Genomic DNA, 13,925 nt, shown 5'->3' on the forward strand with positions numbered 1-13,925 from the left:
CAACTCCTACAAAATTCGTTGCGTTATCAAAGATCAGACGCTTAGAAGGTCTGACCCAGGGAGAATTGGAAGACCTGCGTTTCGGCTTCGTCGTCCGGCTTCTTGATCGGCATCGCCAGAGCAAAGCTCAGCGGGCCGAGCGCGGTGATCCAGGTGACGCCGATACCCACAGAGCTGGCCATGCCGGAAAGGTCGATATTGTTGCACTCGACATTCTTGCCACTGGCAGTCTTTCTGCTGGAGTCGCAGTTGGTATCGAACACGTTACCCACGTCCCAGAACACGGACGTACGCAGCGAGCGCTGATCCTTGACGAACGGCAGCGGGAACATGACCTCTACGCCACCCTGAACCAGGGCATTACCACCGAACGGCAGTGGATCCTGGTCCGGGTCAGCCAATGTGCCCGGCTTGGAGCCATTACTTGGCGTACTGCGCGGACCAAGGGTACTGTCCTTGAAGCCACGTACCGAGTTGAAACCGCCTGCATAGTAGTTCTCGTAGAACGGCAGACCCGAGGTAGAACCGTATCCATCACCATAACCCAGCTCGGTGTGCAGACGCAGGGTGTAGTTATCGGTGATCGGGTGGAAGTACTGGGCCCGGTAATCCAGTTTGAAGAACGACAGGTCGCTACCCGGCAAGGTGGATTCGAACACCAGGCTTTGCGAGTGGCCACGGGTAGCCAGAACACCCTTGTTCAGAGTCGATTCGGACCAGCCGATCGAGCCCTTGAAGTTCAGGTACTTGTCGCCTTCCTTCTCGACGAAGTCGAAAATCTCGTCAACGGTGTACTTGCCGGTCTTGATCTCGTCCTGCTGCACGGTCAGACCGTAGGTCAGGCGCGAGGTCTCGCTGATCGGGTAGCCAAGGTTGATACCGGCACCCAGGCTGTCAACTGCGTAGCTTGCAACATCAACGTCGAGGTCGTCGTAGTTGGTGGTGCGGTAGAACGCGTTGTAACCCAGGCTGACACCGTCCGGCGTGTAGTACGGATCGACGTAACTGAAGTTGTAACGGCTCTGGTATTCGCTGCGGGTCAGGCCGATGCTGACCTTGTTACCGGTACCGAGGAAGTTGTTCTGGCTGATCGAACCACCGAGGATCAGACCGGCGCTTTGCGCAAAGCCAACGCTGGCGGTGATCGAACCGGACGCCTGCTCTTCAACGGCGTAGTTCACATCAACCTGATCGTCGGTGCCTGGGACAGGTGGCGTTTCGACGTTGACTTCCTTGAAGAAGCCCAGACGGTCCAGACGGGTTTTCGACTGGTCGATCAGGTAGGTCGATGCCCAGCCGCCTTCCATCTGGCGCATTTCGCGACGCAGCACTTCGTCTTCCGACTTGGTGTTGCCGCGGTAGTTGATACGGTTGACGTAGGCACGCTTGCCCGGGTCGACAACGAAGGTGATATCGACCGTGTGGTCTTCGTTATTCGGTGTCGGCACGCCGTTGACGTTAGCGAAGGTATAGCCTTCGTTACCCAGGCGGCGGGTGATCAGTTCGGACGTCGTGGTCATGACCTTGCGCGAGAAGACCTGACCCGGCTGCACCAGCAACAGGGATTTGACTTGGTCTTCAGGAACCTTCAGGTCACCGCTGAGCTTGACCGACTTGACGCTGTACTTCTCGCCTTCGTTGATGTTGACCGTGATGTACACGTTCTTCTTGTCAGGCGTGATCGACACCTGGGTCGAGGCGATATCCATGTTGATATAGCCGCGATCGAGGTAGTACGAACGCAGACGCTCAAGGTCACCCGACAGCTTTTCACGGGCGTACTTGTCGTCATTCTTGAAGAACGACAGCCAGTTGCTGGTCTTGAGCTCGAACAGGTCGGTCAGGTCTTCGTCGGAGAAGACCGTGTTGCCCACCACGTTGATGTGCTGAATGGAGGCTACGGTGCCTTCATTGATGTTGATCTTCAGGCCTACTCGGTTGCGCGGCTGAGGAACAACCTCGGCGTCAACCTCGGCGGAGTAACGACCCTGGGCAACGTATTGACGTTGCAGCTCGTTACGCACGCCTTCAAGGGTTGCACGCTGGAAAATCTCGCCTTCGGCCAGACCGGACTGTTTCAGCCCCTTCATCAGGTCCTCGGTGGAGATGGCCTTGTTACCCTCGATTTCGATACTTGCAACCGAAGGGCGCTCGACGACGTTGATGACGAGCACATTGCCGTCGCGACCCAGCTGGATATCTTGAAAGAAACCGGTTTTAAACAGCGAACGGGTAGCATCGACCAAACGACCATCGTCCGCCTGCTCGCCTACGTTCAGCGGCAGTGCACCAAAGACGCTGCCGGCGGAAACCCGCTGCAGGCCGTTGACACGGATATCGGAGATGGTGAAGGACTCGGCGTGAACTTCAGCGATCATCAGTGCGGAAAGAACCGCAGTTAGCAGCAGACGTTTCATGAAGTCCTTTCTTATTCCAACTGGCAATAAACAAACTGCCGCAAAATGCGGCAGATTCGCAACTCGGCAACGCTTTACAGTCGGCCCAGATCGTTGACCAGCGCGAGCAACATTACGCCCACTACCAGACTGATACCGATCTGCGCCCCCCAACCTTGAACCTTTTCCGAAAGGGGACGACCACGCGCCCACTCGATCAGATAAAACAGCAAATGCCCCCCGTCCAGGACGGGAATGGGCAGCAGATTCAGAACACCCAGGCTAATACTCAGATAAGCGAGGAAGTTCAGAAAATCTCCGATGCCCGACTGGGCCGAAGCGCCCGCCACTTTAGCAATGGTTATCGGTCCACTCAAGTTTTTTACCGAGAGCTCGCCGAACAACATTTTCTTCAGCGAGTCCAGGGTCAGCACACTCATGTTCCAGGTGCGCTTCACGCCCTCGGCCATCGCCGCGAAAGGCCCGTAGCTGACCTCGCGCAGCATTTCGGGTGGCCAATCGACAGCTTTCACACCAGCCCCCAGGTAACCTGCGGCAGCCTTGCCCTCGCCCTTGGCCGCGAGGGTCACCGGTACGTCCATTTGCACGCCGTCGCGCTCGATGCGCAGCGAAATCTTCGCTTCGGGACGCTCGCGCACCCGGTCGACAACCTGTTGCCACTCATTAAGCGGCTGACCGTCCATCGAAACGAGACGATCACCCGTTTTAAGCCCTGCGCTCTGCGCCGGACCTTTCGGATCGATTTCTGCCAGCACCGGCAGCAGCGCCGGACGCCACGGGCGAATACCCAGCGATTTGATCGGGTCAGGCTCTTCTGCGCCTCTCAGCCAGTCACTCAGGACCAGCTCGCGAGAGGTATCGACCGTAGAACCCTGATCCCTGACCTTGAAAGCGATAGTACCGCTTTCACCCAGACGACGGACCAGTTGCAGGTTGACACCGGCCCAGCCCGACGTGGGCTCTCCATCGACAGCGACGATTTCCTGCCCGGCGGTCAGGCCAGCCTGTTGAGCGATGCTTCCGGACTCGACTGCGCCGATAACCGGGCGCACCTGTTCGCTGCCCATCATCGCCAGCACCCAGAAAAATGCGATGGCGAGGAGGAAATTGGCTGTCGGACCGGCGATCACGATCGCGATGCGCTGGCCTACTGTCTTGCGGTTGAACGACTGATCGGCTAGCTCGGGCGGGACATTGCCTTCGCGCTCGTCGAGCATTTTCACGTAGCCGCCCAAGGGAATGGCAGCGACGACGTACTCGGTGCCCTGACGGTCATGCCAGCGCAGAAGAGGCGTGCCGAAGCCTACTGAAAAACGCAGCACTTTGACGCCACAGCGGCGAGCCACCCAAAAGTGGCCGAATTCGTGGAAGGTCACCAGCACGCCCAACGCAATCAGGGTGCCGAGAATCATGTATAAAGCGCTCATCAGCCTTCTCCGGGTACCGACTGGTCGGCCAGTGTGTTAATCATTGCAGACCTCCAGGCCCACCGTTGACGCACCACATCAACCCTTTCACTCACATCTTGTCGGGTTGTCAGATCGCTATCGCCCGTTTCGTTCAAGCCATTGGCCCGCCAGCAAACGCGCTTTCGCATCGGCGGCGAACACCGCATCGAGCTCTTCGACCGCGGTTACAGGCTCATGATCCAGAACCTCCTCGATAATACCGGCGATTTCCAGGTAGCGGATACGCCCATCGAGGAACGCAGCAACGGCCACTTCATTGGCCGCGTTGAGCATGGCAGGTGCGCTGCCTCCAGCCTCTGCCGCCTGTCGGGCCAGCCGCAGGCAAGGGAATCGCTCTTCGTCCGGCGCCTGAAAATCAAGCTGGCCGATACGAAACAGGTCCAGTGGCGCAACGCCAGAGTCTACACGCGCAGGCCATGCCAGTGCATTGGCGATGGGCGTACGCATGTCGGGATTGCCCAATTGAGCCAGCACCGAACCATCGACATAATCGACCAGCGAGTGGATCACGCTTTGCGGGTGAATGACCACCTCGACCTGATCCGGGCGCGCATCGAACAGCCAGCAGGCTTCGATGAGCTCAAGCCCCTTGTTCATCATGGTTGCCGAATCGACGGAGATCTTGCGACCCATCGACCAGACCGGATGGGCACAGGCCTGCTCAGGCGTGACATTCTGCAACTGCTCCAGCGGTGTTTCGCGGAACGGCCCGCCCGACGCAGTCAACATGATCCGCCGGACACCGACGGCACCCAGCCCGCGAGCGAAGTCGCCGGGCAGACACTGGAAAATCGCATTGTGTTCGCTGTCGATGGGCAGCAGCACGGCGCCATTGTGCCGGACAGCCTGCATGAACAGGGCGCCGGACATGACCAGCGCTTCCTTGTTGGCCAGCAATACCTTCTTGCCCGCCTCCACCGCAGCCAGCGTCGGACGCAAACCGGCAGCCCCGACAATGGCGGCCATGACCGCATCGACCCGAGGGTCTGCGGCCACTTCGCACAGACCGCCCTCGCCGACCAGCACCCGGGTATCGAGCCCGGCCGCCGCCAGATCGTCCTGCAGCTTGCGGGCGACAACCTGATCAGGCACTACGGCGTACTGCGGCGTGTGCCTGATGCACAAGGCCAGCAATTCTTCCATGCGGCTGAAGCCGGTAAGCGCGAACACTTGATAAAGCGCTGGATGACGGGCAACCACATCCAGCGTGCTCAGCCCTATGGAACCGGTTGCACCCAGAATGGTGATTTGTTGCGGCCCACTCACATGACACCCCAGTCAGCGGCCCAGAGCAGAACGGCAAATACCGGGATGGCCGCGGTCAGGCTGTCGATGCGGTCCAGTACTCCGCCATGGCCAGGCAGCAGATTACTGCTGTCCTTGACCCCGGACTGGCGCTTGAACATGCTTTCAGTCAGGTCGCCAATCACCGAAATGAATACGATCACCGCTGCACCAAAGAGCGCCGCGATGAACTGCGCAATCGTCCAGTCGCGGGAAAAGCCTACTGCTGCCGTGATGCCCAGACTGACCACCAGACCGCCATATACGCCTTCCCAGCTCTTGCCAGGACTCACCTTGGGCGCCAGCTTGCGCTTGCCAAAAGCCTTGCCGGAGAAATAGGCGCCGATGTCTGCGGCCCAGACCAGCACCATCACCGACAGAATCAGCCAGTTACCCAGCGGCCATTGCTTGATCAGGACCAGACCCTGCCACGCAGGCAGCAGAATCAGAAGGCCGATGACCAGCTTGCACGCTGCGCTTGCCCAGTGACTGCTGGAGTCCGGATAGGTAAGGACCAGAAAGGTCGCAACGCCCCACCAGATGACTGCAGCCACAAGCACCCAAGGCTCCAGCCCCGGCAGCAGATACATGAGGAAAAGCAGAACAGCGACCACAGCCGCATAGCCGATACGCATCGACTGCGCGGCAAAACCTGCGAGACGCGCCCATTCCCAGGCACCCAGAACGACGACCACCCCGATGAACAGGGCGAAGTACATGCCGGTCAGCAGGAAAAACCCGCACAAGGCGATCGGCAACAGAATGAGTGCCGTGATGATCCGTTGTTTCAGCATTAAGCCCGGGCTCCAGCTTCTACCTGTTCGCTGGTTTTACCGAAGCGACGTTGGCGAGAAGCGAAATCTGCCAGCGCAGCGCGCATGGCATCGTGTTTGAAGTCCGGCCAGAACAGGTCGGAGAAGTACAGCTCGGCGTAGGCCAGCTGCCAAAGCAGGAAGTTGCTGATGCGGTGCTCACCGCCGGTGCGGATGCACAGGTCCGGCAACGGCAGGTCGCCGGTTGCCAGGCAGGTCTGCAGCAGCTCGGGAGTAATATCCTCCGGCTGCAGGTGACCGGCCTGAACCTCACGCGCGAGCCGCTGGGCAGCCTGCGCGATGTCCCACTGCCCACCGTAGTTGGCAGCAATCTGCAGCACGAAGCGGCTGTTGCCTGAGGTGCGCACTTCCGCCTCGCGCATGGCAGCCTGAAGCTCAGGATGAAAGCGCGAGCGGTCGCCGATGATCCGCAGGCTGATCTCGTTCTCGTTGAGGCGCTTGGTTTCACGGCGCAGCGCCGTGAAAAACAGCTCCATCAACGCACCAACCTCTTCGGCCGGGCGCTGCCAGTTTTCACTGGAGAACGCGAACAGTGTCAGCACTTCGACCCGGGCTTCGGCGCAGACCTCGATAACGGCCCGCACAGCATCGACGCCCGCCTTGTGGCCTGCGACGCCTGGCAGCAAACGTTTCTTGGCCCAGCGATTATTACCATCCATGATAATCGCAACGTGGCGCGGCACCGAAGACGGCACGGCCGGTTTTATCTTTTCCATGAAAGCGTCCGAAACCTTAAACAGCCATCAGATCGGCTTCTTTCTGCTTGACAGCAACTTCGATGTCCGCCACGAACTTGTCAGTCAGCTTTTGTACGTCGTCAGCCGCACGACGCTCTTCGTCTTCGCTGATTTCCTTTTCCTTGACCAGGTCTTTCAACTGACTCAAGGCATCACGACGAATGTTACGGACGGCCACACGGGCATCTTCCGCGGCATCGCGCGCCTGCTTGGTGAAGCCCTTGCGGGTTTCTTCGGTCAGCGCCGGCATGGAGATCAGCAGCAGCTCACCCAGGTTGGTCGGGTTGAAACCCAGACCGGAGCTCTGGATAGCCTTGTCGACAGCGGCCAGCATGTTGCGCTCGAACGCCACGACCTGCAGGGTACGCGAGTCCTTGACGGTCACGTTGGCAACCTGGCTCAGCGGGGTATCGGCACCGTAGTAAGGAACCATCACACCACCGAGGATGCTCGGATGCGCCTTGCCGGTACGGATACGGGTGAACGCATGGGTCAGCGACTCCAGACTCTTCTGCATGCGGGTCTGAGCATCTTTCTTGATTTCGTTGATCATTATTGTGCTTCCTCGATCAGGGTCCCTTCAGCGCCACCATGGACGATATTCAGAAGGGCACCCGGCTTGTTCATGTTGAAGACGCGCAACGGCATCTTGTGATCGCGACACAGGCAGATTGCGGTCAGATCCATCACACCCAGCTTGCGATCCAGCACTTCATCGTACGTCAGATGATCGAACTTCTCGGCATTCGGGTCCTTGAACGGATCTGCGGTGTACACACCGTCCACCTTGGTGGCCTTGAGCACCACGTCGGCGTCAATCTCGATCGCGCGCAGACAGGCAGCAGAATCGGTCGTAAAGAACGGATTACCGGTACCGGCAGCAAAAATCACCACTTCCTTGGCGCTGAGATGGCGCATGGCCTTGCGACGATCGTAATGATCGGTCACACCCACCATGGAAATGGCCGACATCACGATGGCGGTGATATTAGCGCGCTCCAGCGCATCGCGCATTGCCAGGGCGTTCATCACAGTGGCCAGCATGCCCATGTGGTCGCCTGTCACCCGGTCCATGCCTGCGGCACTCAGGGCCGCGCCACGGAACAGGTTGCCGCCACCGATCACCAGACCGACCTGAACGCCGATACCGACCAGTTGGCCGACTTCCAGCGCCATGCGGTCCAGCACCTTGGGATCAATGCCGAACTCTTCCGAGCCCATGAGGGCCTCACCGCTGAGCTTGAGTAGAATGCGTTTATAGCGAGCCTGATAACCACTGCCCTGCTGAGCCATTGCGAATCTCTCCTGCGGCGTTTTCTGAAAAAAATCTGTGCGGGCTATTTCAAGCCTGCGCTTACTTTAGCTTGACGCTTTGCGAGCGTCGGGAGAATGCAGCCTTGTGAGCACAATCTCCAAGGAAAATTTCCTTTTCTCTTTCGACAAAGAGGCCGCACGCGTGAGCGGGCAGCCTCTTTGGGGCGACAGTTGAAAAACCGTCTTACTGCTTGGCGGCAGCCAGCTGAGCAGCTACTTCGTCAGCGAAGTTATCAACTGGCTTCTCGATGCCGTCGCCTACTTTGAAGTAGGTGAAGGAAACGATTTCAGCGCCGGCTTTCTTGGCCAGATCACCGACCTTGACTTCCGGGTTCTTGACGAACGCCTGCTCGACAAGGCTGGCTTCTGCCAGGAACTTGGTGATACGGCCGCCAACCATTTTCTCTACGATTTCAGCTGGCTTGCCTTTGATCTTGTCTTCGTTCAGTTGCAGGAAGACATTCTTCTCGCGCTCGATCGCTTCGGCAGAAACTTCCGAAGGGAACAGGAACTCGGGGTTGCTTGCCGCTACGTGCATGGCGATATCTTTGGCCAGCTCGACGTCGCCACCCTTCAGGGTAACCACAACACCGATCTTGTTGCCGTGCAGGTAAGTACCTACAACGTCACCTTCGATACGCTTCAGGCGGCGGATGTTGACATTTTCGCCAACCTTGCCGACCAGTACCAGACGCGAAGCTTCCTGAGCTTCGATCAACGGAGCGACATCAGTCAGCTTGTCGGCAAAGGCTTTTTCGACGCTTTCAGCAACGAAAGCCTTGAAGTCGTCCTGCAGAGCCAGGAAGTCGGTCTGCGAGTTGACTTCGATGATGACAGCAGCCTTGCCGTCGTCCTTGATGGCGATAGCGCCTTCAGCAGCAACGTTACCTGCTTTCTTGGCGGCCTTGATGGCGCCGGAAGCACGCATATCGTCGATTGCTTTTTCGATGTCGCCGCCAGCCTTGGTCAAGGCCTTTTTGCAATCCATCATGCCTTCGCCGGTACGCTCGCGCAGTTCTTTGACCAACGCTGCAGTAATCTCTGCCATTTCAAAATCCTCTTGGATAGGTCTTCAACCATTCCACCCGGCAGGCCGGGCGTGCAATTCTTGAAAAATCAGGGTGGCAGCAACACATGACAGCGAGGTCATGGCTACAGACCGACAAATCATTTCCTAGGTGGCAAAAAGGGGGCTAAGCCCCCTTTTCGCGTACTGAGTAAACGCCAGGCGTTTGTACTCAGCCTTCTACAGCAGCTGCAGCTGGAGCTTCTTCGACGAAGACGTCGGTGCCGCCAGCAACATTGTTACGACCACGGATAACAGCATCAGCCATCGAACCCATGTACAGCTGGATAGCGCGGATTGCGTCATCGTTGCCCGGGATGATGTAGTCAACGCCTTCCGGGCTGCTGTTGGTATCGACAACGCCGATAACCGGGATGCCCAGCTTGTTGGCTTCGGTGATCGCGATGCGCTCGTGATCAACGTCGATGACGAACAGAGCGTCCGGCAGACCGCCCATGTCCTTGATACCACCCAGGCTGCGATCCAGTTTTTCCAGATCACGGGTACGCATCAGGGCTTCTTTCTTGGTCAGCTTGGCGAAAGTACCGTCTTCGGCCTGTACTTCCAGCTCGCGCAGACGCTTGATCGACTGACGGATGGTCTTGAAGTTGGTCAGCATGCCGCCCAGCCAGCGATGGTCGACGTACGGCGAACCGCAACGTGCTGCTTCTTCAGCAACGATCTTGCCAGCGGAACGCTTGGTGCCGACGAACAGAATCTTGTTTTTGCCCGAGGCCAGGCGCTCAACGAAAGTCAGAGCTTCGTTGAACATAGGCAGGGTTTTTTCAAGGTTGATGATGTGAATCTTGTTACGCGCGCCGAAAATGTATTTACCCATTTTCGGATTCCAGTAACGGGTCTGGTGACCGAAGTGGCAACCAGCCTTCAGCATATCGCGCATATTGACTTGGGACATAAATAGTTCCTTGATAAGTCGGGTTAGGCCTCCACGTATCCCAATGACCAACCAATGGCATCTGCCAAGGGCACCCAGGTCATCGTGTCGACACGTGTGTGGGTTTGTGCTTCAAGGACGGACCTTGGAAAGCGGCGCATTTTATATCATAAAAGGGAAGAGAACGGAACTCCCATCAAGTGCTTGTTTTGCGGTGACTTTGCTGCTTCATGGACAGCCTATAGAAGGAAGCGATGATTACCCGGCACCGGCGGTCTGATAGAATTGCGCCTTTGCGCACCAACCGCGTGCCTGCCACGTCGAGAGATTCCGTATGACCATCACCCTCAAAACCCCGGAAGACATCGAAAAGATGCGCATCGCCGGTCGCCTGGCCGCCGATGTTCTGGAAATGATAGCGCCGCACGTCAAGCCCGGTGTGACCACCGAAGAGCTGGACCGCCTCTGCCACGACTATATCGTCAACGAACAGAAGGCGATCCCCGCCCCGCTGAACTACAAGGGCTTCCCCAAGTCGATCTGCACCTCGATCAACCAGGTGGTCTGCCACGGCATCCCGAGCGACAAGAAGCTGAAGAACGGCGACTCGCTGAACATCGACGTCACCGTCATAAAGGACGGCTACCATGGCGACACCAGTAGGATGTTCCATGTCGGCACCGTTCCGGTATGGGCCGAGCGCCTGTCCAAGGTGACCCAGGAATGCCTGTACAAGGCCATCGAAATCGTCAGACCCGGCACTCGCCTGGGCGATATCGGTGCCGTCATCCAGAAACACGCTGAAAAGAATGGTTTCTCAGTCGTTCGAGAGTTCTGCGGTCATGGCATCGGCAAGGTGTTTCATGAAGAGCCTCAGGTCATGCACTTTGGCGAGGCCGGAACCGGTATCGAGCTGCAGGAGGGCATGACTTTCACCATCGAACCGATGATCAACCAGGGTCGCCCTGAAACCAAGATCCTCGGCGATGGCTGGACGGCGATTACCAAGGACCGCAAGCTCTCGGCGCAATGGGAGCACACATTGCTGGTGACCGCCGACGGTTACGAAATCTTCACCCTGCGCAGCGACGACACTATTGCCCAAAAGGCTCCCTGACCCGAGACTGCCCGGCTGAACGCCCGCTTGTCACTTGCACAGCCCGACACGAGGAATACTGCTCAATGCCGCAAGTAGATCCAGACTTGTTCGATCGTGGCCAGTTCCAGGCCGAACTGGCCTTGAAAGCCAGCCCCATCGCTGCGTTCAAGAAGGCCATACGCCGAGCGAGAGACGTCCTTGATGAGCGCTTCAGGTCGGGCCGCGACATTCGACGACTGATCGAGGACCGGGCATGGTTTGTCGATAACATCCTGCAAAAGGCCTGGGATCAGTTCGAGTGGAGCGAAGACGCCGACATCGCGCTGCTGGCAGTGGGGGGCTACGGCCGTGGCGAGCTGCACCCGTACTCGGACATCGATCTGCTGATCCTGCTGGACAGTGACGACCACGAAGTTTTTCGCGAACCCATTGAGCGGTTTCTGACGCTGCTGTGGGACATCGGCCTGGAGGTAGGACAAAGCGTACGCTCCGTCAACGAGTGCGCAGAGGAAGGCCGCGCCGACCTGACCGTGATCACCAACCTGATGGAAAGTCGCACCATCGCCGGCCCCGAGCATCTGCGCCAGCGCATGCTGGAAGTCACCAGCACCGAGCACATGTGGCCGAGCAAGGAGTTCTTCCTCGCCAAGCATGCGGAACAGAAAAAACGCCACCACAAGTACAACGACACCGAATACAACCTGGAACCCAACGTCAAGGGGTCTCCGGGCGGCCTGCGCGATATTCAGACCATCCTCTGGGTCGCGCGACGCCAGTACGGCACGCTGAACCTGCATGCACTGGCAGGCGAAGGCTTCCTGCTGGGCAGCGAAAACGCCCTGCTCGCCTCCTCTCAGGAATTTTTGTGGAAAGTGCGTTACGCGCTGCACATGCTGGCCGGACGCTCCGAGGATCGGCTTCTGTTCGATTATCAGGTGCGCATCGCCGGGTTGCTGGGCTATGAAGACAATGATGCCAAGCTGGCCATAGAGCGCTTCATGCAGAAGTACTACCGGGTGGTCATGAGCATCGCCGAACTCAGCGATCTGATCATCCAGCATTTCGAAGAAGTGATTCTTTCCGACGACAGCGGTACAGCACAGCCGATCAATTCACGCTTTCAACTGCACGACGGCTATATAGAAGCCACCCATCCCCATGTCTTCAAGCGCACCCCGTTTGCCATGATCGAAATTTTCGTGCTCATGGCCCAGCACCCAGAGATAAAGGGTGTGCGCGCAGACACCATTCGCCTGCTGCGTGAACATCGGCACCTGATCAACGACGACTTTCGCAACGATATTCGCAACACCAGCCTGTTCATCGAGCTGTTCAAGTGCGAAATCGGCATTCATCGCAACCTGCGGCGGATGAACCGCTACGGCATTCTCGGCCTGTACTTGCCGGAGTTCGGCCATATCGTCGGCCAGATGCAGCATGACCTGTTCCACATCTATACCGTCGATGCGCACACGCTGAACCTGATCAAGCACCTGCGCAAGCTGCAGTACACCGAAGTGTCCGAGAAATTCCCGCTGGCCAGCAAGATCATGGGCCGCCTGCCGAAACCGGAGCTGATCTACCTGGCCGGGCTTTATCACGACATCGGCAAGGGTCGTGGCGGTGACCATTCGGAGCTCGGCGCAATCGATGCGCAAGCGTTCGGTACGCGTCATCATCTGCCTGCGTGGGACACCCGGCTCATCGTCTGGCTGGTGAGCAACCATCTGGTGATGTCGACCACCGCCCAGCGCAAGGATCTCTCCGACCCGCAGGTCATCCACGACTTTGCCCAGTTCGTTGGCGACGAAGTGCACCTGGATTATCTGTATGTGCTGACCGTTGCCGACATCAACGCGACCAATCCGACGCTCTGGAACTCATGGCGGGCCAGCCTGTTGCGCCAGCTGTACACCGAGACCAAGCGTGCCTTGCGCCGCGGCCTGGAAAATCCGGTTGACCGCGAAGAACAGATCCGTCGTACACAGACTGCAGCGCTGGATATTCTGGTACGCAACGGCACCGACCCTGATGACGTCGAGCAACTCTGGTCAGCGCTGGGCGATGATTACTTCCTGCGTCACACCGCCGGCGACGTGGCCTGGCACAGCGATGCGATTCTGCAGCAACCAGCCGACGGCGGCCCGCTGGTGCTGATCAAGGAGACCACGCAGCGTGAATTCGAGGGCGGTACGCAGATATTCATTTACGCCCCGGATCAGCATGATTTCTTCGCGGTTACCGTAGCGGCGATGGACCAGCTGAACCTGAACATTCACGACGCGCGCATTATTACTTCCAGCAGCAAATTCACACTCGACACCTACATCGTCCTCGACCATGAGGGCGGCTCGATCGGCAACAATCCGGAGCGCATTCAGGACATCCGCGAAGGCCTGACCGAAGCCCTGCGCAACCCGGATGATTACCCGACAATCATCAAGCGCCGCGTGCCACGTCAGCTCAAGCACTTTGCCTTCGCACCGCAAGTCACCATCCACAATGACGCCCAGCGTCCAGTGACGGTGCTCGAGTTGCTGGCACCGGATCGTCCCGGCCTGCTGGCACGCATCGGCAAGATCTTCCTGGAGTTCGACCTGTCCCTGCAGAACGCCAAGATTGCAACGCTGGGCGAACGCGTGGAAGACGTGTTCTTCATCACCGACGCCAACAATCACCCGCTGTCCGATCCGCAATTGTGTCGCCAGTTGCAGGATGCAATCGTCAAGCAACTGAGCGTCAACTCAGAGCAAGGCAGCGATTTGCGGATCAGCATATGAATACCCGGTCATACGAATCGACTCAACGCAG

Annotated in this window: 11 protein-coding genes; 2 read left to right on the forward strand and 9 right to left on the reverse strand. The window is 58.2% G+C overall.

Annotated features, from left to right (window positions below):
• Positions 1-41 precede the first annotated feature (41 nt).
• From bamA to rpsB, 9 genes are all read right to left on the reverse strand, one after another.
• Positions 42-2,417, reverse strand: coding sequence for an outer membrane protein assembly factor BamA (gene bamA / locus JOE33_RS07555; RefSeq protein WP_032616028.1), 2,376 nt, complete (start codon positions 2,415-2,417; stop codon positions 42-44).
• A 74-nt stretch (positions 2,418-2,491) separates the two neighbouring features.
• Positions 2,492-3,844 carry a sigma E protease regulator RseP gene (rseP, locus tag JOE33_RS07560; protein WP_032616026.1) on the reverse strand — a complete coding sequence of 451 codons (1,353 nt, stop codon included), beginning with the start codon at positions 3,842-3,844 and terminating at the stop codon, positions 2,492-2,494.
• Between the two features lie 117 nt (positions 3,845-3,961).
• Entirely contained in the window at positions 3,962-5,152 is a 1,191-nt protein-coding gene (ispC, locus tag JOE33_RS07565) for a 1-deoxy-D-xylulose-5-phosphate reductoisomerase (RefSeq protein WP_096243122.1), read from the reverse strand.
• Complete coding sequence (locus JOE33_RS07570) at positions 5,149-5,964, reverse strand: phosphatidate cytidylyltransferase (protein WP_010434232.1); 816 nt, start codon at positions 5,962-5,964, stop codon at positions 5,149-5,151. Before JOE33_RS07570 ends, ispC begins: the two co-directional genes overlap by 4 nt.
• Positions 5,964-6,719, reverse strand: a complete 756-nt coding sequence (uppS, locus tag JOE33_RS07575; RefSeq protein WP_010434230.1) for a polyprenyl diphosphate synthase — start codon at positions 6,717-6,719, stop codon at positions 5,964-5,966. Before uppS ends, JOE33_RS07570 begins: the two co-directional genes overlap by 1 nt.
• 16 nt (positions 6,720-6,735) lie before the next feature.
• On the reverse strand, positions 6,736-7,293 hold the full coding sequence (gene frr / locus JOE33_RS07580) for a ribosome recycling factor (RefSeq protein WP_010434227.1): 558 nt from the start codon (positions 7,291-7,293) through the stop codon (positions 6,736-6,738).
• Entirely contained in the window at positions 7,293-8,033 is a 741-nt protein-coding gene (gene pyrH / locus JOE33_RS07585; RefSeq protein ID WP_003339591.1) for a UMP kinase, read from the reverse strand. The genes frr and pyrH overlap by 1 nt, the downstream gene beginning before the upstream one ends.
• A 205-nt stretch (positions 8,034-8,238) precedes the next feature.
• Entirely contained in the window at positions 8,239-9,102 is an 864-nt protein-coding gene (tsf, locus tag JOE33_RS07590) for a translation elongation factor Ts (RefSeq protein ID WP_010434225.1), read from the reverse strand.
• A gap of 190 nt (positions 9,103-9,292) precedes the next feature.
• The gene (gene rpsB / locus JOE33_RS07595; RefSeq protein ID WP_003314293.1) at positions 9,293-10,036 is read right to left on the reverse strand and encodes a 30S ribosomal protein S2; all 744 of its coding nucleotides are present in this window, start codon (positions 10,034-10,036) and stop codon (positions 9,293-9,295) included.
• Between the two features lie 313 nt (positions 10,037-10,349).
• Between rpsB and map the strand changes: the two genes are divergently transcribed.
• Together map and JOE33_RS07605 are read left to right on the forward strand one after the other, a co-directional pair.
• Positions 10,350-11,132 carry a type I methionyl aminopeptidase gene (gene map / locus JOE33_RS07600; RefSeq protein WP_032616022.1) on the forward strand — a complete coding sequence of 261 codons (783 nt, stop codon included), beginning with the start codon at positions 10,350-10,352 and terminating at the stop codon, positions 11,130-11,132.
• Positions 11,133-11,197: 65 nt separating this feature from the next.
• Complete coding sequence (locus JOE33_RS07605; RefSeq protein WP_187625101.1) at positions 11,198-13,894, forward strand: [protein-PII] uridylyltransferase; 2,697 nt, start codon at positions 11,198-11,200, stop codon at positions 13,892-13,894.
• The last annotated feature ends 31 nt before the right edge of the window (positions 13,895-13,925 follow it).

The sequence above is a fragment of the Pseudomonas sp. PvP027 genome, assembly GCF_017833005.1.
In the GTDB taxonomy this organism is placed as follows: domain Bacteria; phylum Pseudomonadota; class Gammaproteobacteria; order Pseudomonadales; family Pseudomonadaceae; genus Aquipseudomonas; species Aquipseudomonas congelans.